General features: G+C 72.1%; 23 protein-coding genes. 18 read left to right on the plus strand and 5 right to left on the minus strand.

Going from position 1 to position 26721, the window contains the following annotated elements; translation table 11 throughout:
* The first annotated feature begins 504 nt into the window (after positions 1–504).
* The 11 genes from ACFYNX_RS18255 to ACFYNX_RS18305 all read left to right on the plus strand — a co-directional run bounded on the left by ACFYNX_RS18255 (position 505) and on the right by ACFYNX_RS18305 (position 13507).
* Positions 505–2142 carry an ABC transporter substrate-binding protein gene (locus ACFYNX_RS18255; RefSeq protein ID WP_125664418.1) on the plus strand — a complete coding sequence of 546 codons (1638 nt, stop codon included), beginning with the start codon at positions 505–507 and terminating at the stop codon, positions 2140–2142.
* Positions 2143–2314: 172 nt separating this feature from the next.
* Complete coding sequence (locus tag ACFYNX_RS18260; RefSeq protein ID WP_365546162.1) at positions 2315–3247, plus strand: ABC transporter permease; 933 nt, start codon at positions 2315–2317, stop codon at positions 3245–3247.
* On the plus strand, positions 3240–4196 hold the full coding sequence (locus tag ACFYNX_RS18265; RefSeq protein WP_388662467.1) for an ABC transporter permease: 957 nt from the start codon (positions 3240–3242) through the stop codon (positions 4194–4196). Before ACFYNX_RS18260 ends, ACFYNX_RS18265 begins: the two co-directional genes overlap by 8 nt.
* A 14-nt stretch (positions 4197–4210) precedes the next feature.
* Positions 4211–5266: an ABC transporter ATP-binding protein gene (locus tag ACFYNX_RS18270; RefSeq protein WP_365546105.1), complete on the plus strand. Its 1056-nt coding sequence runs from the start codon at positions 4211–4213 to the stop codon at positions 5264–5266.
* Complete coding sequence (locus ACFYNX_RS18275; protein ID WP_365546108.1) at positions 5259–6371, plus strand: dipeptide ABC transporter ATP-binding protein; 1113 nt, start codon at positions 5259–5261, stop codon at positions 6369–6371. Before ACFYNX_RS18270 ends, ACFYNX_RS18275 begins: the two co-directional genes overlap by 8 nt.
* Positions 6372–6541: 170 nt before the next feature.
* Positions 6542–8167 carry an ABC transporter substrate-binding protein gene (locus ACFYNX_RS18280; protein ID WP_388662470.1) on the plus strand — a complete coding sequence of 542 codons (1626 nt, stop codon included), beginning with the start codon at positions 6542–6544 and terminating at the stop codon, positions 8165–8167.
* A gap of 95 nt (positions 8168–8262) precedes the next feature.
* Positions 8263–9186 (plus strand): ABC transporter permease, encoded by a 924-nt coding sequence (locus ACFYNX_RS18285; RefSeq protein WP_365546114.1) that lies wholly within the window; start codon positions 8263–8265, stop codon positions 9184–9186.
* The gene (locus tag ACFYNX_RS18290; RefSeq protein WP_365546117.1) at positions 9179–10165 is read left to right on the plus strand and encodes an ABC transporter permease; all 987 of its coding nucleotides are present in this window, start codon (positions 9179–9181) and stop codon (positions 10163–10165) included. Before ACFYNX_RS18285 ends, ACFYNX_RS18290 begins: the two co-directional genes overlap by 8 nt.
* Before the next feature lie 6 nt (positions 10166–10171).
* Positions 10172–11155 carry an ABC transporter ATP-binding protein gene (locus ACFYNX_RS18295; RefSeq protein ID WP_388662473.1) on the plus strand — a complete coding sequence of 328 codons (984 nt, stop codon included), beginning with the start codon at positions 10172–10174 and terminating at the stop codon, positions 11153–11155.
* A complete protein-coding gene (locus tag ACFYNX_RS18300; protein WP_388662475.1) occupies positions 11148–12392 on the plus strand; it encodes an ABC transporter ATP-binding protein in 1245 nt (414 codons plus the stop codon). Before ACFYNX_RS18295 ends, ACFYNX_RS18300 begins: the two co-directional genes overlap by 8 nt.
* Before the next feature lie 179 nt (positions 12393–12571).
* The gene (locus ACFYNX_RS18305) at positions 12572–13507 is read left to right on the plus strand and encodes a hypothetical protein (protein ID WP_388662477.1); all 936 of its coding nucleotides are present in this window, start codon (positions 12572–12574) and stop codon (positions 13505–13507) included.
* 7 nt (positions 13508–13514) lie between these two features.
* Here ACFYNX_RS18305 and ACFYNX_RS18310 read toward each other — a convergent pair whose 3' ends face one another.
* Positions 13515–15710 (minus strand): prolyl oligopeptidase family serine peptidase, encoded by a 2196-nt coding sequence (locus tag ACFYNX_RS18310; RefSeq protein ID WP_388662479.1) that lies wholly within the window; start codon positions 15708–15710, stop codon positions 13515–13517.
* A gap of 192 nt (positions 15711–15902) precedes the next feature.
* Here ACFYNX_RS18310 and ACFYNX_RS18315 point away from each other — a divergent pair, with 192 nt between their 5' ends.
* From ACFYNX_RS18315 to ACFYNX_RS18330, 4 genes are all read left to right on the plus strand, one after another.
* On the plus strand, positions 15903–16097 hold the full coding sequence (locus ACFYNX_RS18315) for a hypothetical protein (protein ID WP_053640878.1): 195 nt from the start codon (positions 15903–15905) through the stop codon (positions 16095–16097).
* Positions 16098–16156: 59 nt separating this feature from the next.
* The gene (mshB, locus tag ACFYNX_RS18320) at positions 16157–17047 is read left to right on the plus strand and encodes an N-acetyl-1-D-myo-inositol-2-amino-2-deoxy-alpha-D-glucopyranoside deacetylase (RefSeq protein ID WP_388662481.1); all 891 of its coding nucleotides are present in this window, start codon (positions 16157–16159) and stop codon (positions 17045–17047) included.
* Complete coding sequence (locus tag ACFYNX_RS18325; RefSeq protein WP_388662483.1) at positions 17044–17556, plus strand: DUF6113 family protein; 513 nt, start codon at positions 17044–17046, stop codon at positions 17554–17556. Before mshB ends, ACFYNX_RS18325 begins: the two co-directional genes overlap by 4 nt.
* Positions 17557–18364: 808 nt before the next feature.
* The gene (locus tag ACFYNX_RS18330) at positions 18365–19906 is read left to right on the plus strand and encodes a hypothetical protein (RefSeq protein ID WP_388662589.1); all 1542 of its coding nucleotides are present in this window, start codon (positions 18365–18367) and stop codon (positions 19904–19906) included.
* Between the two features lie 71 nt (positions 19907–19977).
* On the opposite strand, the gene ACFYNX_RS18335 is transcribed toward ACFYNX_RS18330, so the two are convergent.
* Together ACFYNX_RS18335 and ACFYNX_RS18340 are read right to left on the minus strand one after the other, a co-directional pair.
* Positions 19978–21012, minus strand: coding sequence for a tetratricopeptide repeat protein (locus ACFYNX_RS18335; RefSeq protein ID WP_388662485.1), 1035 nt, complete (start codon positions 21010–21012; stop codon positions 19978–19980).
* Entirely contained in the window at positions 21009–22010 is a 1002-nt protein-coding gene (locus ACFYNX_RS18340) for a GNAT family N-acetyltransferase (RefSeq protein ID WP_388662487.1), read from the minus strand. Before ACFYNX_RS18340 ends, ACFYNX_RS18335 begins: the two co-directional genes overlap by 4 nt.
* 112 nt (positions 22011–22122) lie before the next feature.
* Here ACFYNX_RS18340 and fdxA point away from each other — a divergent pair, with 112 nt between their 5' ends.
* Both fdxA and dapC read left to right on the plus strand, forming a co-directional pair.
* Complete coding sequence (fdxA, locus tag ACFYNX_RS18345; protein WP_053640884.1) at positions 22123–22443, plus strand: ferredoxin; 321 nt, start codon at positions 22123–22125, stop codon at positions 22441–22443.
* Between the two features lie 117 nt (positions 22444–22560).
* On the plus strand, positions 22561–23655 hold the full coding sequence (dapC, locus tag ACFYNX_RS18350; RefSeq protein WP_365541142.1) for a succinyldiaminopimelate transaminase: 1095 nt from the start codon (positions 22561–22563) through the stop codon (positions 23653–23655).
* A 74-nt stretch (positions 23656–23729) separates the two neighbouring features.
* Here the strand turns inward: dapC and ACFYNX_RS18355 are convergent, their stop codons facing one another.
* A complete protein-coding gene (locus tag ACFYNX_RS18355) occupies positions 23730–24128 on the minus strand; it encodes an ATP-binding protein (protein ID WP_365541143.1) in 399 nt (132 codons plus the stop codon).
* Between the two features lie 491 nt (positions 24129–24619).
* Positions 24620–25552 (minus strand): hypothetical protein, encoded by a 933-nt coding sequence (locus ACFYNX_RS18360; RefSeq protein WP_388662490.1) that lies wholly within the window; start codon positions 25550–25552, stop codon positions 24620–24622.
* 29 nt (positions 25553–25581) lie between these two features.
* Between ACFYNX_RS18360 and dapE the strand changes: the two genes are divergently transcribed.
* Positions 25582–26685, plus strand: coding sequence for a succinyl-diaminopimelate desuccinylase (gene dapE, locus ACFYNX_RS18365; RefSeq protein ID WP_388662492.1), 1104 nt, complete (start codon positions 25582–25584; stop codon positions 26683–26685).
* The last annotated feature ends 36 nt before the right edge of the window (positions 26686–26721 follow it).

The following is a 26721-nucleotide window of genomic DNA, read 5'->3' on the forward strand; positions in this document are numbered from 1 at the left end:
TTGGACCGGTCCCGCCCGTACGACCTGAGCCCCGCCGGCCCCGGCGGGGCTCAGTCGTGCTCCCCCGGCGGAAGGGCCGCCGGACGGACCGCCGACGGACCGCCGACCGGCCGCCGACGGGCCGCCGCAGGGCCGGGGGGGAGGGTGGATCCCGGTCCCGCCGTCAAGTCGAATTAGGTGACCCTCTGTCCGGATACCGGTCATCGCTCTCCGGAACGTGTATTAACAGTCCGTTTCGGGGGTGTCTGTCTGGACTCACTTTGTCCGGATTTCGGTACCTCGGGGCGGGGTGATGTTGTCAAAACGAGACCACTTAAGTGTGGTTTACGGCCCGGACGTACTTAATAGTTGGCTCCATTGAGCTCGGGTCAATGGGTCACGCACTGTGGGGAGTGCCGACTCACGAGCACACTCGGGGCACTTGAGTGCATAGCCGTCAGGGGTGTCGGCGAAACTCGGAGTGCCCCTCTTGTAGTGACAAAGTGGACTCATGAGGAGGAACCCATGCGCGGTGCCAAGAGCGCCAAGTGGGTAACGGGCGCGATCATCGTCGCCCTTGCTGCGACCGCCTGTGGCGGGGGGAAGAGCGACGGCGGCAGCGACGCCAAGGGCGCTGTTGACCCGAACGGAATCTTCTCCATCGAGCTCGGTGAGCCGGAGAAGCCCCTGTACACCGGCGACACGATGGAGTCCAACGGCTCCGCGGTCATGGCGGGCCTGTTCTCGACCCTGGTCGACTACAAGGCCGACGGTTCGCTGGAGATGATCAACGCCGAGTCGGTCACCACGACGGACTCGAAGACGTGGACCGTCAAGCTCAAGCCCGGCTGGACCTTCCACGACGGCACCCCGGTGACCGCCAAGTCCTACGTGGACGCGTGGAACTGGAACGCCAACGTCAAGAACGCCATGGGCCTCAACACGTGGTTCGCGGACGTCAAGGGCTTCGAGAAGCTCAGCCCGGAGGGTGAGGGCGCCAAGCCCACCTCCGACAAGCTGGACGGTCTGAAGGTCGTCGACGAGAACACCTTCACCATCGAGCTGTCGAAGGCCGTTCCGTACTTCGCGCACAAGCTCGCCTACATCGTCTTCGCGCCGCTGCCGGAGTCCTTCTACAAGGACACCAAGGCCGCCGGCCAGAAGCCGATCGGCAACGGTCCCTACAAGTTCAAGAGCTGGGACCACAAGAAGCAGATCGAGATCGTCCGCTACGACGACTACAAGGGCCCGAACAAGGCGAAGAACGGCGGTGTGGTCTTCAAGAACTACACCACCCTCGAGGCCGCCTACGAGGACCTGAAGTCGGGCAACGTCGACGTCCTGCGCCAGATCGCCCCGAAGGACCTCCCGGTCTACCGCCAGGACCTCGGCGACCGCGCCGTCGACCAGGCGTACTCCGCGATCCAGACCATGGCCGTCGCCTTCTACGCCGACCAGTGGAAGAAGCCGAAGCCGGTCGACCCGAAGGTCATCCAGGGCCTCTCGATGGCGATCGACCGCGCCACCATCACCAAGACGGTGCTCCAGGGCACCCGCGAGCCCGCCACCGGCTGGGTCGCCAAGGGTGTGCTCGGCTACCAGCCGAACGCGGTCGACGTCACCAAGTTCGACCCGACCAAGGCCAAGGAGCTCATCAAGGCCGGCGGCGGCGTCCCCGGCAACAAGATCTCCATCCAGTTCAACGCCGACGGCGGCCACAAGGAGTGGGTGGACGCGGTCTGCAACTCCATCACCCAGTCCACGGGCGTCGCCTGTGTCGGTGACGGCAAGCCGGACTTCCAGGCCGACCTGACCGCCCGCAAGACCAAGCAGGTCAAGTCGTTCTACCGCTCCGGCTGGGTGCTCGACTACCCGGTGAACGCCAACTTCATCTCGGACCTGTTCCGTACGGGTGCGGCGGGCAACCAGGGCGACTTCTCCAACAAGGAGCTGGACGCCAAGATCGCCAAGGCGGACTCCGCGGCGACGCTGGACGAGTCGGTGAAGCAGTATCAGGCCATCGAGAAGGACCTGGTCAACTACATGCCGTCCATCCCGCTCTGGTACTACAAGGTCAACGCGGGCTACTCCGAGAAGGTTTCGGGCGTGGCTTACGGCCAGGACGGCGACCCGATCCTGACCGGCGTCGAGGTCCACAAGTAAACCCGAAAGCGTAGTCCGCACGCCGTCACGGGACTGACGGATCGTCAGTCCCGTTCCGGCGCCTTACGCAGCGGCTGGGGGGCCCTTCCACGGCACCGCGCTGTCCGAATCCGGGCAGGCGTGTCCGGGGGAGGGCCCTCGGCTGCGGCCGTCACATCTCAACGGAGGCATGATGGGGCGCTATGTCGCACGACGACTGCTCCAGATGATCCCGGTTTTCTTCGGGACAACCCTGCTGATCTTCCTCATGGTCTACAGCCTGCCCGGTGACCCCGTGGCCGGTCTGTTCGGCGACAAGGGGGCGTCGCCCGCGACCATCGCGGAGATCAGACACAAGCTCGGTCTCGACCAGCACATCCTGAAGCAGTACTGGGACTACATCAGTGGAATCCTCTTCCACTTCGACTTCGGTACGCAGATCCGCAACGACCGGCCTGTGACCGAAGTCCTGGGCGACGCGTTCCCCGTCACCATCCAGCTCGCGGCCCTCGCCTTCGCCTTCGAGCTCGTCTTCGGCCTCGGCCTCGGCATCATCGCCGGCCTCCGGGCCGGCCGCATGGCCGACAACGCGATCCTGATCTTCACCCTGCTGATCATCTCGATCCCGGTCTTCGTGCTCGGCTTCCTGATCAAGATGGTGTTCGCCTTCCAGCTCGGCTGGATCGCGCCGAACGTCAGCAACGACCAGCTCCTGTCCGAGATGATCGCCCCCGCCATCGTCCTCGGCGGACTGTCCCTCGCCTATGTGGCGCGGCTCACCCGCACCTCCATGGCGGAGAACCTGCGCGCCGACTACATGCGCACGGCCGTCGCCAAGGGCCTGCCGAAGCGGCGCGTCATCGGCGTCCACCTCATGCGCAACTCGATGATCCCCGTCGTCACCTTCCTCGGCACCGACATCGGCGCCCTGATGGGCGGCGCGGTCGTCACCGAGGGCATCTTCAACGTCAAGGGCGTCGGTGGTCTGATCTACGAGTCGATCAGCCGCCGCGAGGGCAGCACGCTCGTCGGCCTCGTCACCGTCCTGGTGGTCGTCTACCTCGTCACCAGCCTGCTCATCGACCTGCTGTACGCGGTCCTGGACCCGAGGATCCGGTATGCCTGACGCGACCAAGACCACAGCCGCGACGGCGGTGGACGCCGTCACCACCCCTCCGGTGGAGCCGTCCGCCCCGCAGGGCAAGCAGGAGAAGCCCCGCTCGCTCTGGGGCGACGCCTGGCGCGACCTGCGCCGCAACCCGTACTTCCTCGTGTCGTCGGTGCTGATCTTCTTCCTGCTGCTCATCTCCGCGTTCCCGGGGATGTTCACCAGCGCCTCGCCCACGGCGGGCGACCTCGTCAAGCACTACGTCGGCAAGCCCGAGCTCGGCGACATCGGCTCCCCCGGCTGGCTCGGCTACGACATCCAGGGCCGCTCCGTCTACGCCCGCCTGATCTACGGCACCCGTGCCTCGATCATCGTCGGCGTCTGCGTCACCCTGATCGTCACCGTCCTCGGCGGCATCGTGGGCATGATCGCCGGTTACTTCGGCGGCTGGGTGGACACGGTCCTCTCCCGTCTGACCGACATCTTCTTCGGCATCCCCTTCCTGCTCGGCGCGATGGTCGTCCTGCAGGCCTTCGTCGAGCGCACCGTCTGGGTCGTCGTCTTCGCCCTCGCCTTCCTCGGCTGGACGCAGATGGCCCGCGTCATGCGCGGCGCCGTGATCACGGTCAAGCAGGCCGACTACGTCCACGCCGCCAAGGCGCTCGGCGCCGGCACCACCCGGATCCTGTTCCGGCACATCCTGCCGAACGCCATGGCCCCGGTGATCGTCGTCGCCACCATCGCCCTCGGCGGCTACATCTCCGCCGAGGCGACCCTGTCCTACCTGGGGCTCGGCCTCGCCGCCCCGACCGTCTCGTGGGGTGTCGACATCTCCGCGGGTGTTCAGGCGATCCGTACGTCGCAGCACATCCTGCTGTACCCGTCGATCATGCTGAGCCTCACCGTCCTGGCGTTCATCATGCTCGGCGAAGCCGTCCGCAACGCCCTCGACCCCAAGCTGCGCTGAGGAGGGCGTAAAAGATGAGCATCATCGACAAGACCGCGGCCGTCCCCGCGCCGCGCGACGGGTCCGGCACCGGACCGCTGCTCGAAGTCCGCGACCTGCACGTGGAGTTCCACACCCGTGACGGCGTGGCCAAGGCGGTCAACGGCGTCAACTACTCGGTGAACGCCGGCGAGACCCTCGCCGTTCTCGGCGAGTCCGGCTCCGGCAAGTCCGTCACCGCGCAGGCCATCATGGGCATCCTCGACATGCCCCCCGGCAAGATCCCGCAGGGCGAGATCCTGTTCCGCGGCCAGGACATGCTGAAGATGTCCGAGGAGGAGCGCCGGAAGATCCGCGGCCGCAAGATCGCGATGATCTTCCAGGACGCGCTGTCCTCCCTGAACCCGGTCCTCAACGTCGGCTACCAGCTCGGCGAGATGTTCCGGGTCCACCAGGGCCTGTCCAAGAAGGACGCCCGGCTCAAGGCCATCGAGCTGATGGACAAGGTCAAGATCCCGGCCGCCAAGGCCCGGGTCACCGACTACCCCCACCAGTTCTCCGGCGGCATGCGCCAGCGCATCATGATCGCCATGGCGCTCGCCCTGGAGCCGGACCTGATCATCGCCGACGAGCCCACCACGGCTCTCGACGTGACCGTCCAGGCCCAGGTCATGGACCTCCTCGCGGAGCTCCAGCAGGAATACAACATGGGCCTGATCCTGATCACCCATGACCTCGGCGTCGTCGCCGACGTCGCGGACAAGATCGCCGTGATGTACGCCGGCCGGATCGTCGAGCAGGCGCCCGTGCACGAGCTGTACAAGCGCCCGGCCCACCCGTACACCCGCGGTCTCCTCGACTCGATCCCGCGCCTGGACCAGAAGGGCCAGGAGCTCTACGCGATCAAGGGCCTGCCGCCCAACCTGCTCCGCGTCCCCACCGGCTGCGCCTTCAACCCGCGCTGCCCGAAGGCCGAGGACATCTGCCGCACGGAGATCCCGGCCCTGGTGCCGGTCACCGAGCAGGACGGCACGGACCTTCCGGGCCGCAAGAGCGCCTGCCACTTCTGGAAGGAGACGATCCATGGCTGACCTCGGCAAGAACGACGAGGCCGTGGCCGCCGCCAACGAAGAGGCTCTGGTCGCCGCCATCGAGGCCCCCGTGGGCCGCGGCGAGCCGATCCTCCAGGTGCGCGGTCTGAAGAAGCACTTCCCGCTGACGCAGGGCGTCCTCTTCAAGAAGCAGGTCGGCGCGGTCAAGGCCGTGGACGGGGTCTCCTTCGACCTCTACCAGGGCGAGACCCTCGGCATCGTGGGCGAGTCCGGCTGCGGCAAGTCCACGGTCGCCAAGCTCCTGATGAACCTGGAGCGGGCCACCGCGGGCGAGGTCTTCTACAAGGGCCAGGACATCACCAAGCTGTCCGGGCGCGCCCTGAAGGCGGTCCGCCGGAACATCCAGATGGTGTTCCAGGACCCGTACACCTCGCTCAACCCGCGCATGACGGTCGGCGACATCATCGGCGAGCCCTTCGACATCCACCCCGAGGTGGCCCCGAAGGGCGACCGGCGCCGCAAGGTGCAGGAGCTCCTGGACGTCGTCGGTCTGAACCCGGAGTACATCAACCGGTACCCTCACCAGTTCTCCGGCGGTCAGCGCCAGCGCATCGGCATCGCCCGCGGCCTCGCGCTCAACCCCGAGATCATCATCTGCGACGAGCCGGTCTCGGCCCTGGACGTCTCCGTCCAGGCCCAGGTCATCAACCTGATGGAGAAGCTCCAGGACGAGTTCAACCTCTCCTACCTCTTCATCGCGCACGACCTGTCGATCGTCCGGCACATCTCGGACCGCGTCGGCGTCATGTACCTCGGCAAGATGGCCGAGATCGGTACGGACGCGCAGATCTACGAGCACCCGACGCACCCGTACACGCAGGCGCTGCTCTCCGCGGTGCCGGTGCCGGACCCGGAGGCCCGCGCGCACCGCGAGCGGATCATCCTCACCGGTGACGTGCCCTCGCCGGCGAACCCGCCGTCGGGCTGCAGCTTCCGCACCCGCTGCTGGAAGGCGCAGGAGCGCTGCGCCCAGGAGGTGCCGCTCCTCGCGGTGCCGGCCGTCTTCCAGGGCCAGGACACCCCGGCCGCCCACCCCTCGGCGTGCCACTTCGCCGAGGAGAAGCAGGTCGTCCCGGTGCACTGACACCCGCGCGGTTCCGCACGGCCGGCTCCCGGCGCCCCACGGCGCCGGGAGCCGGCCGTTTTCCGTGCGCCCCCGCCGTCGCACTGATGGGCGCCGACAACGTGCAGGCGCGCTGATGCGGGGTGATATTGGGGCTCTCAGTGCGAATCGGTACATACGGGAGGCACTCCATGCGCGGAGCCACGCACGCCAAGTGGGCCGCTCTGGCCACCGCCGTCGCCCTCGCGGCGACCGCCTGCGGCGGCGGCGACAGCGGCGGCGGCGGAGGGGCCGACGGCGTCGTGTCCTCCTCGTGGGGCGACCCGCAGAACCCGCTGGAGCCCGCCAACACCAACGAGGTCCAGGGCGGCAAGGTCCTGTCCATGATCTTCCGGGGGCTCAAGCAGTACGACCCCAAGACCGGCGAGGCCAAGGACATGCTCGCCGAGAAGATCGAGACCACGGACTCGACGAACTTCACCGTCACCGTCAAGGACGGCTGGACCTTCTCCAACGGCGAGAAGGTCACCGCCAAGTCCTTCGTCGACGCCTGGAACTACGGCGCCCACCTGAAGAACAACCAGAAGAACGCCTACTTCTTCGGCCAGATCCAGGGCTACGACCAGGTCCACCCCGAGAAGGGCGAGCCCACCGCCGAGACCATGTCCGGCCTCAAGGTCACCGGCGACCGCACCTTCACGGTCAAGCTCACCCAGAAGTTCTCCACCTGGCCCGTCACCCTCGGCTACGCGGCCTTCGCCCCGCTGCCCCAGACCTTCTTCAGCGACCACGCCGGCTGGCTCTCGAAGCCCGTCGGCAACGGCCCGTACACCATCGACTCCTACTCCAAGGGGTCCCAGATGGTCCTGAAGAAGTGGGACGCCTACCCCGGCAGCGACAAGGCGCAGAACGGCGGCGTGACCCTCAAGGTCTACACCGACAACAACACCGCCTACACCGACCTGATCGCCGGCAACCTCGACCTCGTCGACGACGTCCCCGCCGCCCAGCTCAAGAACGTCGAGGCCGACCTCGGCGACCGGTACATCAACGTGCCCGCCGGCATCATCCAGACCCTCTCCTTCCCGTTCTACGACGCGAACTGGAACAAGCCGAACCAGGCGAAGCTCCGCCAGGGCCTGTCACGGGCGATCGACCGGAACCAGATCACCGAGACGATCTTCCAGAAGACCCGCACCCCCGCCGTCGACTGGACCTCGCCCGTCCTCGGCGAGGACGGCGGCTTCAAGGACGTCTGCGGCGACCTCTGCAAGTACGACGCCGCCGAGGCGAAGAAGCTGGTCGCCGAGGGCGGCGGCATCCCCGGCGGCACCATGAAGATCTCGTACAACGCCGACACCGGCAGCCACAAGGAGTGGGTGGACGCGGTCTGCAACTCCATCAACCGGGCCCTCGGCAACGACCGCGCCTGCGTCGGCAACCCCGTCGGCACCTTCGCCGACTACCGCAACCAGGTCACCACGCAGAAGCTCACCGGTCCGTTCCGCGCCGGCTGGCAGATGGACTACCCGCTCATCCAGAACTTCCTCCAGCCGCTGTACTACACCAACGCCTCGTCCAACGACGGCAAGTGGACGAACCCCGAGTTCGACAAGCTGGTGAACCAGGCCAACGCCGAGGCCGACACCGCCAAGGCCGTCGGACTCTTCCAGCGGGCCGAGGAAGTCCTCCGCGACGACATGGGCGCCATCCCGCTCTGGTACCAGAACGGCAGCGCCGGCTACTCGGAGCGCGTGAGCAACGTGACCCTGAACCCCTTCAGCGTCCCGGTCTACGACCAGATCAAGGTGAACTGACGGCGTAGCAAGGCCGACGGCCCGGCCCGCGGACCCCCGCGCCGGGCCGTACGCCTTCCCGCATCCCTTCCCGGAGCCAACCCCCGGAGTCCCCCATGGGTCGATACGTGATCCGGCGACTGCTGCAGATGATCCCGGTCTTCTTCGGCGCCACGCTGCTGATCTTCCTGATGGTGAACGTGATGGGCGACCCCGTCGCCGGACTGTGCGGCGACCGCCAGTGCGACCCGGCGACCGCCGCCCAGCTCAAGAAGGAGTTCGGCCTCGACAAGCCGGTCTGGCAGCAATACCTGACCTACATGGGCAACGTCTTCACCGGCGACTTCGGCACGGCCTTCAACGGCCAGGAGGTCACCGAGCTGATGGCCGACGCCTTCCCGGTCACCATCCGCCTCACCATCGTCGCCATCGTCTTCGAGATCCTCATCGGCATCAGCCTCGGCGTCCTCACCGGCCTCAAGCGCGGCCGCCCCGTCGACACCGGCGTGCTGCTGCTCACCCTGGTCGTCATCTCCGTCCCGACCTTCGTCACCGGCCTGCTCGTCCAGCTCCTCCTCGGCGTCAAGTGGAAGTGGATCGACCCCTCGGTCTCCTCCGAGGCCCCCTTCGACGAACTGATCGTCCCCGGCCTGGTCCTCGCCTCCGTGTCGCTCGCCTACGTCACCCGGCTCACCCGGACCTCGATCGCCGAGAACAAGCGCGCCGACTACGTCCGCACCGCCGTCGCCAAGGGCCTGCCCCGCCGCCGGGTCATCACCCGGCACCTGCTGCGCAACAGCCTCATCCCCGTCGTCACCTTCATCGGCACCGACATCGGCGCGCTCATGGGCGGCGCCATCGTCACCGAGCGGATCTTCAACATCCACGGGGTCGGCTACCAGCTCTACCAGGGCATCCTCCGCCAGAACACCCAGACCGTGGTCGGCTTCGTGACCGTCCTCGTCCTGGTCTTCCTGGTGGCCAACCTGCTCGTCGACCTCCTGTACGCCGTCCTTGACCCGAGGATCCGCTATGCCTGAGATGCCCGAGCACCACGACGAGGGATCGGCCATCGCCTCGACCGGGGCCGGAGGCGCCACCGACCTCGCGATGTCCGAGGCCGAGACCCTGGAGAGGGTCCCCGGCGGCCCCGACGGCACCGGACCCGACAAGAAGGCCCGCTCCCTCTGGTCCGACGCCTGGCACGACCTGCGCCGCAACCCGATCTTCATCGTCTCCGGCCTGGTCATCCTCTTCCTGGTGGTCATCGCCATCTGGCCGCAGCTCATCGCGAGCGGCAACCCGCTGGACTGCGACCTCTCCAAGGCCCAGGAGGGCTCCCAGCCCGGCCACCCCTTCGGCTTCAACGGCCAGGGCTGCGACGTCTACACCCGCACGGTCTACGGAGCCAGGGCCTCCATCCAGGTCGGCGTCCTCGCCACCCTCGGCGTGACCCTCCTCGGCTCGGTCCTCGGCGGCCTCGCCGGCTTCTACGGCGGCGCCTGGGACGGCTTCCTCTCCCGGATCACCGACATCTTCTTCGCCATCCCCGTCGTCCTCGGCGGCCTGGTCCTCCTCTCCGTCGTCAGCAACAACAGCGTCTGGCCCGTCATCGGCTTCATGGTGCTGCTCGGCTGGCCGCAGATCTCCCGCATCGCCCGCGGCTCCGTCATCACCGCCAAGCAGAACGACTACGTCCAGGCCGCCCGCGCGCTCGGCGCCTCCAACTCCCGGATGCTGCTCCGGCACATCACGCCCAACGCCGTGGCCCCGGTGATCGTCGTCGCCACCATCGCCCTCGGCACGTACATCTCCCTGGAGGCCACGCTCTCCTTCCTCGGCGTCGGCCTCAAGCCCCCCACCGTCTCCTGGGGCATCGACATCTCCTCGGCCTCGCAGTACATCCGCAACGCCCCGCACATGCTGCTCTGGCCGGCCGGCGCGCTGGCCGTCACGGTGCTCGCCTTCATCATGCTCGGCGACGCCGTCCGCGACGCCCTCGACCCCAAGCTGAGGTAGGGACCCATGCTGCTCGAAGTGCGCGACCTGCACGTGGAGTTCCACACCCGGGACGGGGTGGCCAAGGCGGTCAACGGCGTCGACTACTCCGTCGACGCGGGGGAGACCCTGGCCGTCCTCGGCGAGTCCGGCTCCGGCAAGTCCGTCACCGCCCAGGCCGTCATGGGCATCCTCGACGTCCCGCCGGGAAGGATCACGCAGGGCGAGATCCTCTTCCGGGGCCAGGACCTCCTGAAGCTCAGGGAGGACGAGCGGCGCAAGATCCGGGGCGCCCGGATGGCGATGGTCTTCCAGGACGCGCTGTCCTCCCTCAACCCCGTCCTCAGCGTCGGCGACCAGCTCGGCGAGATGTTCCAGGTCCACCGGGGGATGTCCCGGAAGGACTCCCGGGCCAAGGCCGTCGAGCTGATGGACCGGGTCCGCATCCCCGCCGCCAAGGAGCGCGTCGGCCAGTACCCGCACCAGTTCTCCGGCGGCATGCGCCAGCGCATCATGATCGCCATGGCGCTCGCCCTGGAACCGGACCTGATCATCGCGGACGAGCCCACCACCGCCCTCGACGTCACCGTCCAGGCCCAGGTCATGGACCTGCTCGCCGAGCTCCGACGCGAGCTGAACATGGGCCTCATCCTCATCACCCACGACCTCGGCGTCGTCGCCGACGTGGCCGACAAGATCGCCGTGATGTACGCGGGCCGGATCGTCGAACAGGCCCCCGTCCACGAGATCTACAAGGCCCCCGCCCACCCCTACACCAAGGGCCTGCTCGAATCGATCCCGCGCCTGGACCAGAAGGGCCAGGAGCTCTACGCGATCAAGGGCCTGCCGCCCAACCTGCTGCACATCCCGCCCGGCTGCGCCTTCAACCCGCGCTGCCCGATGGCCCAGGACGTCTGCCGGACCGACGAGCCCCCGCTGTACGAGGTGACCGAGTCCCCGGTGCCGCGCGCCAGCGCCTGCCACTTCTGGAAGGAGTGCCTCCATGGCTGAGGCGATTCTCGAAGTCCGGGACCTCCACAAGCACTACCCGCTCACCCAGGGCGTCCTCTTCAAGAAGCAGGTCGGCGCCGTCAAGGCCGTCGACGGCGTCGACTTCGACCTCGTCGCCGGCGAGACCCTCGGCATCGTCGGCGAGTCCGGCTGCGGCAAGTCGACCGTCGCGAAGATGCTGGTCAACCTGGAACGGCCCACCTCCGGCACCATCCGCTACAAGGGCGAGGACATCACCACGCTCTCCGCGCGCGCCCTGAAGGCGGTCCGGCGCAACATCCAGATGGTCTTCCAGGACCCGTACACCTCGCTCAACCCGCGCATGACCGTCGGCGACATCATCGGCGAGCCGTACGAGATCCACCCCGAGGTGGCCCCCAAGGGCGACCGGCGCCGCAAGGTCCAGGACCTCCTGGACGTCGTCGGCCTCAACCCCGAGTACATCAACCGCTATCCGCACCAGTTCTCCGGCGGCCAGCGCCAGCGCATCGGCATCGCCCGCGGCCTCGCCCTCCAGCCCGAGGTCATCGTCGCGGACGAACCGGTCTCCGCCCTCGACGTCTCCGTCCAGGCCCAGGTCATCAACCTGATGGAGAAGCTCCAGGACGAGTTCTCCCTGTCGTACGTGTTCATCGCCCACGACCTGTCCATCGTGCGGCACATCTCCGACCGGGTCGGCGTCATGTACCTCGGCCGGATCGTCGAGATCGGCACCGACGCCCAGATCTACGACCACCCCACCCACCCCTACACGCAGGCGCTGCTCTCCGCCGTCCCCGTCCCCGACCCCGAGGCGCGCGCCCACCGCGAGCGGATCATCCTCACCGGGGACGTGCCCTCCCCGGCGAACATCCCCTCCGGCTGCCGCTTCCGCACCCGCTGCTGGAAGGCGCGGGAACGCTGCGCCCAGGAGGTGCCGCTCCTCGCCGTCCCGGCCGTCTTCCGCCTCACCGACAGCCCGGCCCGCCACGACTCGGCCTGCCACTTCGCGGAGGAGAAGCACGTGGTCGCGGAGGAGCACCGGGCGGTCCTGGAGAAGCCGGGGGACAGTGCTCCGGTCCTGGAGAAGCCGGGAGAGGCCGGCGCCGGGACCCCGCCGGAGGGCGGCGCCCCGCCCCCGGGAGGCAGCCACCTCCTCCGCCCGGAGGACGACGCCCCGGGGACGGACCTCCCGGGGACGGACCCCCACAGGACGGATCCCCCGAGGACGGGCCCCCCGCCCCCCGGCACCCCTTAACACCCGGGCAACCCGCCCGACTCGGCTCCGATATACGGACGCGCCAAGCTGCACGGCGTACGGCCGTGCGGGTGCCGTGGGCCGGCCGGAGCGCCTCGCGCGCCCCGGCCGGCCGCCCGCGCTCCCCGGATATCCGGAACCGCTTGTTTCGGCCGGTCACGACCGTGAGTATCGAAGCCGTGACTGTGACACGACCGGCACGACTCACCGGCGCCGCGCTCAGCGGCGCGCTCGTCCTCGTCGCCGCCGTGTGGATCCTCCAGGACCTTGCCGCGCTCGGCTCGCCCGCCGACCTCGCGTGGTACTGGGCCGGGGACCGGTTCTTCCTCGCCCGCGGGCACGCCGCCACCTCCCTGGTCGACCCGGTGCTCCTCGTCGCCTCCGCGGCGACCGCCGTCGCCGCCCTCCGCTCGCCGCACGCCGCCTCCGCGCTCGCCGCCACCGGCACCGCCACCCTCGCCCTGCGCCTGCCCGGCCTCTGGACGCCCGGGAGCGGGGCCCTCGTCACCGCCCTGCTCGAACTGGCCCTCGCCGCCGGTCTCGTCCTCGTCGCTGCCGTCGGCCGCCGCCCGCCGCGGACCCCGTACGAGCCGCTCCCCGGCCGCCCCCGCACCGGTCCCGCCGTCGCCGCCGGGATCCTCCTCGCGGCCGCCGCCCTCACCGCGGCCGGCTGGGAGCTGTACTGGGCCGTCCGGCTGCCCTCCGAGATCACCGTCGACCGGTTCACCGGTGGCCGGTCCGTCGTCGGGGCGGCTCTCGCGCCCCCGCCCGGCTGGCTGGCGGCCGTCCTCGCCGCGCTGTACGCCACGGCCGCCGGCTCCGTCCTCGCGCGGGCCCGCCACGGCCGCGCCTTCGGGCTGCTCGCCGGCGCGTTCCTGACCGCCCGCGGCCTCGCCGGGACCGCCGGGGCCGTGCGGTACGGGATCCTCGAACGGCTCGCCGACCTCCCCGCGCCGCACCGGGCGGACGTCCTCACCTCCGTCCTCGGCCTGCTCGCGGGCGTCGCCGTCCTCGTCCTCCTGGCCGGGCGCGGCGCCCCCGCCGCCGCGCCCGGCCCCCACCCGTCGGCGGCGCTGTCCCCGCCCCCGCCGCACCCCCGGCCGCCCCACTGGTGACCCGGGCTCAGCCCCGGTCGAGACCGAGGGACCGCCGCAGGAAGTCCACCTGGAGCAGGAGCAGGTTCTCCGCCACCTGCTCCTGCGGCGTCATGTGCGTGACCCCCGACAGCGGCAGCACCTCGTGCGGGCGGCCCGCCGCGAGCAGCGCGGAGGAGAGCCGCAGCGCGTGCCCCACCACCACGTTGTCGTCCGCGAGCCCGTGCACGACCATCATCGGCCGGACCGGCACCTCCGGGGACGACAGCCCGTCGTCGGTGACCAGCGACTGCGCCGCGTACACCTCCGGGTCGTCCTGCGGGGTGCCGAGGTACCGCTCCGTGTAGTGCGTGTCGTAGAGCCGCCAGTCCGTCACCGGCGCCCCGACGACGGCCGCGTGGAAGACGTCCGGCCGCCGCAGCACCGCCCGCGCCGCCAGGTAGCCGCCGTACGACCAGCCCCGGACCGCGACCCGGTCCAGGTCGAGGGGGAAGCGCCCGGCGAGCGCGTGCAGCGCCTCCACCTGGTCGTCGAGGGTCGGCGTCAGGTCGCGCAGGATCGCCTTCTCCCAGGCGGGGGAGCGACCCGGCGTGCCGCGCCCGTCCGCCACGACCACCGCGAAGCCCTGGTCGGCGAACCACTGGGACGTCAGGTGCGGGTGGTGCGCGGCCACCACCCGCTGCCCGTGCGGGCCGCCGTACGGGTCCATCAGGACCGGCAGCGGCCCGTCGCCCTCCGCGTACCCCGAGGGCAGCAGCACCGCGCACGGGATCCGCCGGGCCCCGGCCTCCGTGAGCCGGGGCCGGGCGGTGATCACCGGCCGCTGCGCGTACGAGGCGACCGCGGCGACACGTTCGCCGTCCCGCAGCACCCGCGCCGTGCTCCCCGGCTCGTCCGGGCGCGCCGACACCAGGACGGTCACCGCCCCCGCGCGCACCGCGCCGTGGACGCCGACGCCCTCGGAGAGCCGCTCGGCGCCCGCCTCCGTCACCCGGTACACATGGACCTCGCCGGTCTCCGGCGCCTCCGCGCCCGCGCCCGCCGAGGCCGACACGAGGACGTCGCCGGGGCCGACGTCGAGGACCGCCCGGACGTGCAGCCGCCCGTCGGTGAGGACCCGGTCCCCGACGGCCAGGACCCGCGTCCCGCCGTCTCCCGTGTCCACGTCCGCGCCGCCGTCCGCGACGTCCGCGATCCGCACGAGCCGCCCGTCCGCGCTCCACGCCGGCACGCCCGGAAGCAGCTCCAGCCACGCCGGGTCCTCCTCCACGAGCACCGCCGAGACCGCCCCGGTCGCCGGGTCCACCGCCAGGTGCGCCTGCTCGCGCTGCCCCCGCGTCTGGACGAGCAGCAGCGGCGCCCCGGCCGCCGACCAGTGGACCCGCGCCAGGTACGGGTACCGCTCCCGGTCCCACTCCACCTCCGCGCGCGACCCGTCGAGGCCCAGGACGAACAGCCGCACCTCCGCGTTGTCCGTCCCCGCCGCCGGGTAGCCCACCCGCTGCGGCTCCCGCTCCGGGTGCGCCGGGTCCGCGATCCACCAGGACCGCACCGCCCGGTCGTCCACCCGCGCCACGAGCAGCCGGTCCGAGCCCGGGGACCACCAGTGGCCGCGATACCGCCCCATCTCCTCCGAGGCGATGAATTCGGCCAATCCGTAGGAGACGTGCGGGTCCTCCGGAACGGCCAGCGCCCGGTCGTCCGCGCCGTCCGCGCCCACCACCCGCAGCGCGCCCTCCGCCACGTACGCCACGAGCCGCCCGTCCGGCGAGGGACGCGGGTCGATCACCGGCCCCGGCACCGGAAGCTCCCGCGCCGTCCCCGCCCGCAGCTCCGCCGCGAACAGCCGCCCCGACAGGGCGAACGCCGCCAACTCCACGGCCCCGTCCACCGCGTACGCCACGATCCCGGCCGAGCCCTCCCGGCTCCGCTCCCGCCGCGCCCGCTCCTGCGGGGACAACTCCTCCTCCGCGCCCGCGAGCAGCACCTCCGGGTCGGCCGCCACCCGCTCCGCCGGCTCGCCCCCCGGCGGCAGGTCGAGCACCCACAGCCGGTGCGAACGGTCCGTGCCGGAGGCGGATCTGACGAACACCACGCGCTCCCCGTCCGGGGAGACCGAGAAACCGCGCGGGACCCCCAGGGCGAACCGCTGGGTCCGGGCGTACTGGCGGGGGAAGGAGAGCCCGGCCGAGGGTGTGGCCGACTGCTGTCGAGACAAGGTCATGAGGCCGAAACTAGCGCTGTGCGCCCCCCTCGTGCCTCCGTCCGCCGATCGATGCGATGGCACGGATAGTTATGATCCGTAGCGCTGGGTGGGTAGGCATCCGTCTGGCACATGCGTTCTGCTCCTTGCCGGAACCGCTCCGAACGAACCGACCGAAGAAGTCCGACCGAAGAAGTGTGGAGGTGAACCGCCGTGGCACTCTCGATCTCCGTGGTGGTGCTGCTGGCGATCGTCGTCTTCCTTCTGATCCGGAAATCCGGTCTGAAGGCGGGGCACGCGGCGATCTGTGCGCTCCTGGGCTTCTACCTGGCGAGCTCGTCCATCGCTCCGTCCATCAGCACCCTCACGACCAACGTGGCGGGCATGATCGGCGGCCTCAAGTTCTGAGCACCCGGGCCCGGGGTCTCCTCCCGGTCCGGCGACCCGGGGTCTCGTAGGGTGGGGGCATGTCCGATCTCCCCGCCCGTCGGCTGCTCCTGGTGCACGCGCACCCGGACGACGAGTCGATCAACAACGGCGTCACCATGGCCAGGTACGCGGCCGAGGGCGCCCTCGTCACCCTCGTCACCTGCACGCTCGGCGAGGAGGGCGAGGTCATCCCGCCCGGCCTCGCCCACCTGGCGCCGGACCGCGAGGACCGGCTCGGCCCGCACCGCGTCGGCGAACTCGCCGCCGCGATGGCCGAGCTGGGCGTCACCGACCACCGCTTCCTCGGCGGCCCGGGGCGCTTCCGCGACTCGGGGATGATGGGCGCCGAGCAGAACGGGCGGGACGGCGCCTTCTGGAACACGGACGTCGACGCCGCCGCCCCGTACCTCGTCGAGGTGATCCGCGAGACCCGTCCGCAGGTCCTGGTCACCTACGACCCCGACGGCGGCTACGGCCACCCCGACCACATCCAGGCCCACCGGGTCGCCACCCGCGCCGCCGACCTGGCCGCGGACCCGGACTTCCGCCCCGACCTCGGCCCGGCCCACACGATCGCCAAGGTCTACTGGAACCGCGTCCCGCGCCCCGTCGTCGAGGCCGGCTTCGCCCGGCTGCGCGCCGAGGGCTCCGCCTTCCCGGCGGTCGCGGACGCCGACGACGTCCCCGGCGTCGTCGACGAGGACCGGATCACGGCCGAGATCGCCGCGACCCCGGAGCAGGCGGCCCGCAAGAGCGCCGCGATGGCCGCGCACGCCACCCAAGTCGCGGTCGACGGGCCCTTCTTCGCCCTCTCCAACGACCTGGGGCAGCCGATCCTCACCACCGAGTACTACGAGCTGGTCCGGGGCGTCCACGGCGCCCCCGGGGGCGAGCGCGAGACGGACCTCTTCGCGGGGGTGACCGCGTGAGCCCCTCCCCGCCGGATCCGCCCCGACGCGGGCGCGCGTCCTCCGCTTCCGGGGCGTCCGGTTCCTCGCCGTCCGGTTCCTCGCGGTCCGGGCCCGGCGCGTCCGGTTCCCCGTCGTCCGGTTCTTCGTCGTCCGGTTCCGGATCCGACGGCTTCCCCGTCTCCCGCACCGTCTGTTACGTCTGGTACGTCCTCCTGCTCGTCCTCGGCGCCCTCGTCGGGGCCGCCGGCGCCCTCGTCCAGGCCGCCTGGCTCCCCGCCGGCCTGCTCCTCGCACTCCTCGCCACCGGGGGCCTCTTCTACGGCGGCCTGCGCGCCACCGGCACCCAGGCCGGCGTGGTCGCGGCGGGCGTCGGCTGGCTCGTCGCCGTCGTCCTGCTCAGCTTCGGACGCCCCGAGGGCGACGGGGTGTTCGGCGGGGGCGTCGGCGAGCTGCTCTTCCTCTTCGGGGGCATGGGTGTCGCTGTGATGTGCGCCACGCTGTCCCGGCTGCCGCGACCGACCCGTTGAACAGGAGGACTTGAGGTCGGGGACGTCCCGACTTCGGCCGGATTGCCCGTCGTCGGGGGCCCGGGGGTCGGGTGCGCGACGGCGGCGGCCAGTATGGTGGTGCGCGCCGCCGAACCGCCCGGGTCACACGAGCACCAGCAAGAGCGGGCGGTGGAGCCAACCGGGAGATCCTGCTTTGAGTCGTGAAACTGGTCGAGAGACTGACAGTTCGTCCTCCGGCGCCCAGGGGCGCGGTGGAGCCGCATACCCCTCGGGCACCCCGCCGTACGGTTCCCGCCAGTATCCGTCGCTCCACCCCACGCAGGACGCGCCGGAGGAGACCGCCGCCGCGTCCGCACCGCCGGAGGAGCCCAAGACCGAGACGACGCTGACGACCCGGATCCGGATCAACATCCCGGGTTCGCGTCCGATCCCGCCGGTCGTGGTCCGCAAGACGGTCAACGAGGCGCCCGCGCCGGAGGCCGAGCCGGAGCCCGCCCCCGTCGTGGAGCCGGAGCCCGAGCCGGTGGCGGCCCCGGAGCCGCCGAGGGCCGAGGAGGCCGCTCCGAAGGCGAAGGAGACGAGCGACTGGTTCGCGCCGCGCAAGTCCGCGCCCCCCGCGCCCGCTCCCGCGCCGTCCCCGGCCCCCGCGCCGGGACCGAAGCGGACGGCGCCCGGCCCGGACGCCCCGGGCACGGGCTTCGCGGGCTCCGCGACCTCGGGCGTCCCGACGGTCGGCGGCGCCCCGTCGAGCCGCCCGGTGGCCCCGGCCGGCCCCGTCCCGGGCAACCCGCTGTACGAGACCGGCACGCCTGCGGGCGGTACGCCGATGTACGACGGCACTCCTGCGGGCGGCACGCCGACGTACGACGGCACCCCTGCGGGCGGTGTCCCGCAGTACGACGGGACGCCCTCCGGCGGCACGCCGACGTACGACGGCACCCCGGCCGGCGGCACCCCCGTCCACCGCGGTCCGGCGGCGCCGACCGGTCCGACCACCGGCCCGGTCACCGGCACCGCCTCGCTCGGCGGCCCCGGTGGCCCCGTCGGCGCGGGCCAGGGCCCCTTCCCGGGCCAGGGACGGGCACAGGGACAGGCGCAGGGACGGGGGCAGGGCCAGGGGCAGGTCCCGGGCGCCGGCTCCCCGTTCCCCGGCGGAGCCCCCCGCATGTCCGACGACACCGCGATCCTGACGCCCCAGCAGCCCGCCCCGGCGCCCGGCCCCGGCCGCGGTCCCGGCCAGGGCGCCCCGGAGGCCGCGGGCCACGTCTCCGGCGACACGCTCACCAGCGGCATCCCCGTGGTCCCGCCGGCGGCGGCCCGCCCGAACCTCACCCCGCGCATCGAGGAGCGGCTGGCCCCGGTCCCCGCTCCCGCCCCGGCCGCGCGCCAGGCCCCTCCGGCCGGCCGGGCCCCGGCGAAGAAGGGCCGCTCCAAGCTGGTCCTCGTCGGCGCCGGGCTGGTCGGCCTGCTCGGCGTCGCCTACGGCGCGGGACTGCTCCTCAACCACTCCGACGTCCCCAAGGGCACCACCGTGCTCGGCGTGGACATCGGCGGCGGTACGAAGGAGGAGGGCGTCAACAAGCTGGAGGCGGCGCTCGGCAAGCGCGCCCACGCCCCGCTCCAGCTCTCCGTCGGCGGCAAGAAGGTCCAGCTCTCCCCGGACAAGGCGGGCCTCTCCCTCGACAGCCAGGAGACCGTCCGGGGCGCCGCGGGCAGCGACTACAACCCCGTCTCGGTCATCGGCTCCCTCTTCGGCGGCGACCGGGTCGCCAAGCCGGTCTTCCCGGTCGACGAGGAGAAGCTGGCCGTCGCCCTGACCGACCTGGCGGGCGCCTCCGGCTCCGCGACCGAGGGCACGATCCTCTTCTCGCCGAACAAGGTGACCCCGGTCGAGGGCAAGCCCGGCAAGGGCCTGGACGTCCGGCGCTCGATCTACTCGGTCCGCGACGCCTTCCGCGCCCAGGTCGAGACGGGCCAGGCCAAGGTGGTCGAGCTGCCGGTGACGTCCCGCCAGCCGACGGTCACCAAGGCCGAGCTGGACCGGGCGATGAAGGAGTTCGCGGAGCCCGCGATGTCCGACCGGATCACGATCAGGGCGGGCGGCAAGGAGATCCAGTTCGGTCCGGCGCGGTCGCTGCCGCAGATCCTCTCCATGAAGGCCGTCGACGGCCGGCTGGTCGAGGTCTACGACAAGAAGGCGATCGAGCGGCTCCTGGACGGCGCCTTCGACGGCCTCATGATCACCAAGGGCGACGGCACCAAGCACGAGGTCTCCGCCGACGACGTGGCCTTCGCGATGCGCGACGCGCTCCTGGGCAAGACGCCCGCCGAGCGCACGAAGACGATCGACCTGTCCGGCGAGGGCTGACGGTCCGAGCGCGAACGGCCGCGGGGGCGGGTGGGAGACCACCCGCCCCCGCGGCCGTTCCACGACACCCCCTAGTTCAACCGGGCCCGCGCCGCGAGGGCCCGCCGCCGGATGGTGGTCGCCGCCTCCGGATCCACCGCGTCCATCACCTGCGCGTACGCCTCCATCTCCACCGCGCCCGTCAGGAACTGCCCGCGCCGGACGAGCAGCTCGGCGCGCTCGTAGCGGAGCCTCGCCGGGTGGGAGGGGAGGAGCAGGGCGAGCTCCACCGCCCACAGGGCGACGCCGGAGCGCTCGGGGCGGGAGGACGCCCAGGCGCGGATGTTGTTGAGGACGCGCAGCACGATCGCGCCGGGCTCGGCGGGCCGGAGCATCGAGCGGTCGAGCGCCTCGCCGGTGGCGCTCGCCACCAGGAGCTCGGCGTCCGCGCCGGTCATGGCGCGCCCGCCCGCGAACGGGTCCGCGAGGTCCAGGTCGGCCGGGTCGCCGAAGCCGACGACGAAGTGGCCGGGCAGCCCGAGCCCGTACACGGGCGCGCCGGCCCGGCGGGCGACCTCCATCCAGACGACCGAGAGCAGGATCGGCAGCCCGCGGCGGCGCCGGAGCACCTCGTGGAGCAGCGAGGACTCCAGGCGCTGGTAGTCGGCGGGCACGCCCTCGAACCCCTCGCGGCGGCCGAGGAGCGCGGCGAGCGCCACGGCCCAGTCGCCGGTGAGGCGGGTGGCGTACGGGACGAGCCCGGCGAGCCGGTCGAGCTCGATCTCGGCCGCGTCGAGGTCGTGCCGGGTGACGGAGGGGTCGGCCACGGCCCCGATGAGCAGACAGAGCCGCACGAGGTCGGGCCGCTCGGCCCGCGCCTCCTCCGCGAACTTCCGCCGCCAGTCGGGCGGCCCGGGGGGCTCCTCCTCGGCTCCGCCCGCCGGACCGTACTCCCGATCGCGCTCCCGACCGCCCGCCGGGCCGCGCTCCTGGCCGTGCTCCCGACCGCCCGCCGGGCCGTGCCCCGGGGCGCGCTCCTGGTCACGCCCCGGCCCGTCCTCGGCCCCGTCCACCGGATCGTCCTCGGCCCCGTCCGCCGGATCGCCCTGGGGCCCCTCCTCCGTCACGCCTCCGCCCATCGGTAGTGGTGGTAGTGGTGGTGGGACGCGAAGCCCATCCCGTCGTACAGCGCCCGCGCGCCGTCGTTGTCCGCCTCCACCTGGAGCCAGGCCGCCGACGCGCCCTCGTCGAGGGCCCGGCGGGCGAGCGCGGTCATCACGGACGTGGCCAGGCCCCGGCGCCGGAGGGCCGGGTCGACCTCGACGGCCATGAAGCCGGCCCAGCGCCCGTCGACGACGCAGCGGCCGATGGCCGCCGGTGTCCCGTCCGCGCCCGCCACGGACGCGAACCACGCGCTCGGACCGGAGGCGAGGACCTCCCGCACCGCCGGACCCGGCTCCTCGAAGCGCTGGTAGCGGCGCAGCCACGCCTCGTCGGCGGTGCGGGAGAGGCGGACGGCGGAGACGTCGGCGTCCAGGTCCCCGATCGGGGCGAGCGCCGCGATCCGCACCTCGGCGGACACCTCGCGCCGCCAGCCGAGCCGGTCGAGTTCGGCGCAGAGCAGCTCCTGCGTGCCCTCGGCGCCGGTCGCGGTCTGGACGTACGCGGGCAGCTTCCGGGCGGCGTACCACTCCCGTACGTACGCCAGCGCCCCGGCGACCGGGAGCCCCGGATCACCCAGGGGGAGCACGGAGTTGGCCCGCCGGGTGAATCCGTCGGAGGCCCGCAGCGTCCACTCCCCGAGCATCTCGCCCTCGACCGGCCGCCACGCGCGCGCGGTGGCCCGCGCCAGCTCCGGGAAGGTGGCCGACGGGCCCCGCCGGCGGGCCGGCGCGGCGGGCACGACCTTGCCCGCCACCAGGGAGGATTCCGCGATCCGGACGCCCTCGCCGCTCCTTCGTGTGATCAGCAGCACCCCGTTGTCCCAGGATGTGAGAACCCCGACCGCGTCGGTGAACATGCCGCCCGCCTCGCCCGAGTCGGTCACGTACCGAACGGAGACACGTTTTCCCACGTCAGCGCTGGTGACACGGATCTCAAGGCGTCCACCGCCGGTGAATTCCACTGCTTCTCCACCCCTCCTGTTCGGATCGCCCCCGAGAACGGAGATACTAGGTGCGGGCATCGACGACGCCGCGCTCCCGCGCAGACCAGCCCTATCGAGGAGGAACGACAGCGTGACCTACGTCATCGCGCAGCCTTGTGTCGACGTCAAGGACAAGGCGTGCATCGAGGAGTGCCCCGTCGACTGCATCTACGAGGGCAAGCGGTCCTTGTACATCCACCCGGACGAATGCGTCGACTGCGGGGCCTGTGAGCCGGTCTGCCCGGTCGAGGCGATCTTCTACGAGGACGACACCCCGGAGGAGTGGAAGGACTACTACAAGGCGAACGTCGAGTTCTTCGACGAGCTCGGTTCGCCCGGTGGTGCCTCCAAGCTCGGCGAGATCGAGCGGGACCACCCGTTCGTCGCCGCCCTGCCGCCGCAGAACGGCTGATCGACCGCATCCGGTCCCGCACGGCGCCCACCGCCGTGCGGGGCCGACGCGTTTCCCGAGACGGCCGGTCCGAGCCCGTCAGTCCGTACGCACTGGTACGAGGAAGTGAGCCAACCCGTGAGCGCAGTCTCTTCGCGCCTCCCCGTCTTCCCCTGGGACAAGCTGGAGCCGTACAAGAAGACGGCCCTGGCGCACCCGGACGGGATCGTGGACCTGTCCGTCGGCACGCCCGTCGACCCGGTCCCCGCCGTGATCCAGGAGGCCCTGGTGGCGGCGGTGGACTCGCCGGGCTATCCCACCGTCTGGGGGACGCCGGAGCTGCGGGACGCGCTCACCGGCTGGTGCGAGCGGCGCCTCGGCGCGGTGGGCCTCGTCCACGAGAACGTCCTCCCGGTCGTCGGCTCCAAGGAGCTGGTGGCCTGGCTGCCGACGCAGTGGGGGCTCGGCGCGGGGGACCGGGTCGCCTACCCGCGGCTCGCCTACCCGACGTACGAGGTCGGCGCGCGGCTCTGCGGCGCGGAGCCCGTGGTGTACGACGACCCCACCGAGCTGGACCCGGCCGGCCTGAAGCTGCTCTGGCTCAACTCCCCGTCCAACCCGACCGGGAAGGTCCTCGGCAAGGACGAGCTGACCCGGATCGTGGCCTGGGCGCGCGAGCACGGCGTCCTGCTCTTCTCCGACGAGTGCTACCTGGAGCTGGGCTGGGAGGCCGACCCGGTCTCCGTCCTGCACCCGGACGTCAACGGCGGTTCGTACGAGGGGATCGTCGCCGTCCACTCGCTCTCCAAGCGCTCCAACCTGGCCGGTTACCGGGCCGCGTTCATCGCGGGCGACCCGGCCGTGCTCGGCGAGCTGCTCCGGATCCGCAAGCACGGCGGCATGATGACCGCGGCCCCGGTGCAGGCCGCGACCGTCGCGGCGCTCGGCGACGACGCGCACGTGGCCGAGCAGCGCGCGCGGTACGCGGCCCGGCGGGCGGCGCTGCGGACGGCCCTGGAGGCCCACGGCTTCCGGATCGAGCACAGCGAGGCCAGCCTGTACCTGTGGGCGACCCGCGACGAGCCCTGCTGGGAGACGGTGGCGTACCTGGCGGAGAAGGGCGTCCTGGTGGCGCCCGGCGACTTCTACGGCGAGGCCGGGGAGCGGTTCGTGCGGGTGGCGTTCACGGCGACGGACGAGCGGGTCGAGGCGGCCGTCAAGCGCCTGGGCTGAGCCGGACGCACGGGGAAGGGCCCCGGGAGCGCGGTGTGCGCTCCCGGGGCCCTTCCGGCGTTCCGTGCGGAGGGTCAGCCGCCGAGGGGCAGGCCGCCCAGCATCTGGCCGGTCGGCAGGCCGCCGCCCAGGGCGCCGCCGGTCGGGCCCTCGGCGCTCTCGGCGGCCGCGCCGGCGGTCTTGCCGACGACCTTGCCCGCCGTGCTGCCGGCGGTGTCGCCGGCGACCTTCTCGGCGACCGGGGCGGCGGCCTCGCCGGCCTGGCCGACGACGCCGGAGGTGGACCGCGAGGCGCCGTCGAGGGTGCTGCCCGCTTCGGCGACGTCCACGGCGGTCAGGCTGCCGAGGGCGCCGGCCGGCGCGAGGCCGTGGTCGAGGGCGCTCGCGGAGCCGGCCGCACCGACCACGGGGGCTGCTCCGGCCGCGACGATGAGGGCGGCGCGGGCGATCCGACGGGTCAGGGGGAGGGACATGGTGCTCCTTCGACGAGGTGCGACGTGTGCGTTCGGACGCAGTGACAACCGGCCCTGGGGAGGGAGAGGTTGCGGCGGCCCGAGGTAAAGAATTGGCAATGCGGCGCAGGGCCGGGCGGGGAGGAAAATGGACGAACGCGTCATTGCGTGGCCGCCTGGCGAACCGTCACTTCCCTTGCGGGGAAAGAGAATTGAGGGTCTGTGCCAGCCTCCGGGAAAACCGCCCGGAACCCCCGCCGAATTCGCCGCGCCCCGCCTCGGCCCCGTACCCCGGCCGAGTGAGGCGGGGAACGCCCGTACGCCCCGGTCCGATCACCGCGCGAGTCGCGTTCTCGCGCTCGACCGCCCCGCGAGTGTGCCCCGCACCTCGTGTCCCGCGTCCGACCGTCCCGCGAGTGCTCCCGGCACGCCGCGCACGCCGCCGCGCAGACGCGTCAGTACCGCGCCCCGCGGTCCGTTCGCGGTGCGCGGGGCGTCCCCTGCATCTCCCGCTACTCCGCCAGCCGCACGCGGACGGAATCGCCGCCCGCCGGGGTGCCCGAGGTCTTCGACCAGCCGCCGAGGGCCTCGCCCGCGCGCCAGACCCGGTCCCGGTAGGAGACCTCCGCGATGCGCAGGACCTCCGCCCGGGCCACCGCCCACTGCGCCAGCTCCCAGCCGCGCCGCTCGTCCGCGCCGGGCCCCGCGCCCGCCACCGGCCGCACCGGCACCACGAGGACCGTCGGACCCGTCGCCGACCGGCCCGCGCTCGGGCCGCCGCTCACCACCGTCGGGGCCGCCCGCTCGCCGAAGGCCCGTACCAGCTCCGCGCGCACCCGGCGGGGATCGCCCGGCCGGCCCTTCGCCGGGTCCGCCGTGCAGGAGAGGCCGGCCGGCGTCCGGCCCGTCAGGGCCGCGGCGAGCAGCGCGGCGTCCGGCTCGTGCTTCGCGTACGCCTGCGGGAAGCCGCTCTTCTGCACCTTCTGCGCCGCCACCGTCAGCGGCAGCCGCGAGTATCCCGGGACCTTCTCCAGGCCCTCGTAGAACCTCCCCGCCGAGTACACCGGGTCCATGATCTGCGCCGGCGTCCCCCAGCCCATCGAGGGACGCTGCTGGAAGAGGCCGAGCGAGTCCCGGTCGCCGTGCCCGATGTTCCGCAGCGCCGACTCCTGGAGCGCCGTCGCGAGCGCGATCGTCACCGCCCGCTCCGGCAGCCCCCGGGTGGTGCCCACGGCCGAGATCGTCGCCGCGTTGGACGCCTGCTCCGGAGTGAACTCGTACCGGTGGTCGCCGCCGCCCACGGCGCACCGCGGAGTGCCCCTGCTCCCCGTCGTCTGGTGGAGGCCGACGTACGAGGCGAGGCCGATGAGCACGGCGAAGGCGACCCCGGAACGGGCGAGGCGGCCACGGCGGGCGGGGCGGATGGGCTCGGACACGGGGCCCACCGTACTGGAGGCCGGGTTAGGGTCGGCATATGGCTGACATCACCCCGCTCGACGCCCCCCTCGACCTGTCCCTGGACGGGGCCGCGCTCACCGCAGCCCTCGTCGACCTCCCGTCCGTCAGCGGGACCGAGAAGCCGCTCGCCGACGCGATCGAGCGGGCCCTGCGCGCCCTGCCGCACCTCACCGTCGACCGGTACGGCAACAACGTCGTCGCCCGCACGACGCTCGGCCGCGCGGAGCGGGTCGTGCTCGCCGGGCACGTCGACACCGTCCCGATCGCGGACAACGTGCCCTCGCGCCTCGACGAGGACGGCGTCCTGTGGGGCTGCGGCACCTCCGACATGAAGTCCGGCGTCGCCGTCCAGCTCCGGATCGCCGCCACCGTCCCCGAGCCCAACCGGGACCTCACCTTCGTCTTCTACGACAACGAGGAGGTCGCCGCCGACCTCAACGGCCTCGGGAAGATCGCCGCCGCGCACCCCGAGTGGCTGGAGGGCGACTTCGCGGTCCTCCTCGAACCCTCCGACGGCCAGGTCGAGGGCGGCTGCCAGGGCACCCTCCGCGTCATCCTGCACACGGCCGGCGAGCGCGCCCACTCCGCCCGCTCCTGGATGGGCTCCAACGCCGTCCACGCCGCCGCCCCCATCCTCGCCCGCCTCGCCGCGTACGAGCCGCGCAAGCCGGTCATCGACGGCCTGGAGTACCACGAGGGCCTCAACGCCGTGGCGATCGAGGGCGGCGTCGCCACCAACGTCATCCCCGACGCCTGCGCCGTCACCGTCAACTACCGGTACGCGCCCGACCGCTCCCCGGCCGAGGCCCTGGCCCACGTCCGCGAGGTCTTCGCCGACTGCGACGTCGCCGAACTCGTCGTCGACGACGAGAGCCCCGGCGCCCTGCCCGGCCTCTCCCACCCCGCCGCGGAGGCCTTCATGAAGGCCGTCGGCGGCAGCGCGCACCCCAAGTTCGGCTGGACCGACGTCTCCCGCTTCAGCGCCCTCGGCGTCCCCGCCGTCAACTACGGGCCCGGCGATCCCACGTACGCGCACAAGCGGGACGAGCACGTCGTCGTCGAGCGGATCCACCACTGCGAGGCCCGGCTCCGCGACTGGCTGACTGCCCGACTTCCGTAATTTCGCGTTTCGTCACCTGTGTCGTCCTACCCTGAC

Origin of the sequence: Streptomyces sp. NPDC007872 (assembly GCF_042868165.1) — a bacterium.
GTDB lineage: Bacteria > Actinomycetota > Actinomycetes > Streptomycetales > Streptomycetaceae > Streptomyces.

Excerpts from the sequence above, each read along its gene's own strand:
- ACFYNX_RS18290 (WP_365546117.1), top strand. The coding sequence starts at position 9,179 with ATGCCTGAGATGCCCGAGCACCACGACGAGGGATCGGCCATCGCCTCG.
- ACFYNX_RS18255 (WP_125664418.1), top strand. The coding sequence starts at position 505 with ATGCGCGGTGCCAAGAGCGCCAAGTGGGTAACGGGCGCGATCATCGTC.
- ACFYNX_RS18275 (WP_365546108.1), top strand. The coding sequence starts at position 5,259 with ATGGCTGACCTCGGCAAGAACGACGAGGCCGTGGCCGCCGCCAACGAA.
- ACFYNX_RS18295 (WP_388662473.1), top strand. The coding sequence starts at position 10,172 with ATGCTGCTCGAAGTGCGCGACCTGCACGTGGAGTTCCACACCCGGGAC.
- ACFYNX_RS18285 (WP_365546114.1), top strand. The coding sequence starts at position 8,263 with ATGGGTCGATACGTGATCCGGCGACTGCTGCAGATGATCCCGGTCTTC.
- ACFYNX_RS18310 (WP_388662479.1), bottom strand. The coding sequence starts at position 15,710 with ATGACCTTGTCTCGACAGCAGTCGGCCACACCCTCGGCCGGGCTCTCC.
- ACFYNX_RS18270 (WP_365546105.1), top strand. The coding sequence starts at position 4,211 with ATGAGCATCATCGACAAGACCGCGGCCGTCCCCGCGCCGCGCGACGGG.
- ACFYNX_RS18265 (WP_388662467.1), top strand. The coding sequence starts at position 3,240 with ATGCCTGACGCGACCAAGACCACAGCCGCGACGGCGGTGGACGCCGTC.
- mshB (WP_388662481.1), top strand. The coding sequence starts at position 16,157 with ATGTCCGATCTCCCCGCCCGTCGGCTGCTCCTGGTGCACGCGCACCCG.
- dapE (WP_388662492.1), top strand. The coding sequence starts at position 25,582 with ATGGCTGACATCACCCCGCTCGACGCCCCCCTCGACCTGTCCCTGGAC.
- ACFYNX_RS18280 (WP_388662470.1), top strand. The coding sequence starts at position 6,542 with ATGCGCGGAGCCACGCACGCCAAGTGGGCCGCTCTGGCCACCGCCGTC.
- ACFYNX_RS18330 (WP_388662589.1), top strand. The coding sequence starts at position 18,365 with ATGTACGACGGCACTCCTGCGGGCGGCACGCCGACGTACGACGGCACC.
- ACFYNX_RS18355 (WP_365541143.1), bottom strand. The coding sequence starts at position 24,128 with ATGTCCCTCCCCCTGACCCGTCGGATCGCCCGCGCCGCCCTCATCGTC.
- ACFYNX_RS18260 (WP_365546162.1), top strand. The coding sequence starts at position 2,315 with ATGGGGCGCTATGTCGCACGACGACTGCTCCAGATGATCCCGGTTTTC.
- ACFYNX_RS18300 (WP_388662475.1), top strand. The coding sequence starts at position 11,148 with ATGGCTGAGGCGATTCTCGAAGTCCGGGACCTCCACAAGCACTACCCG.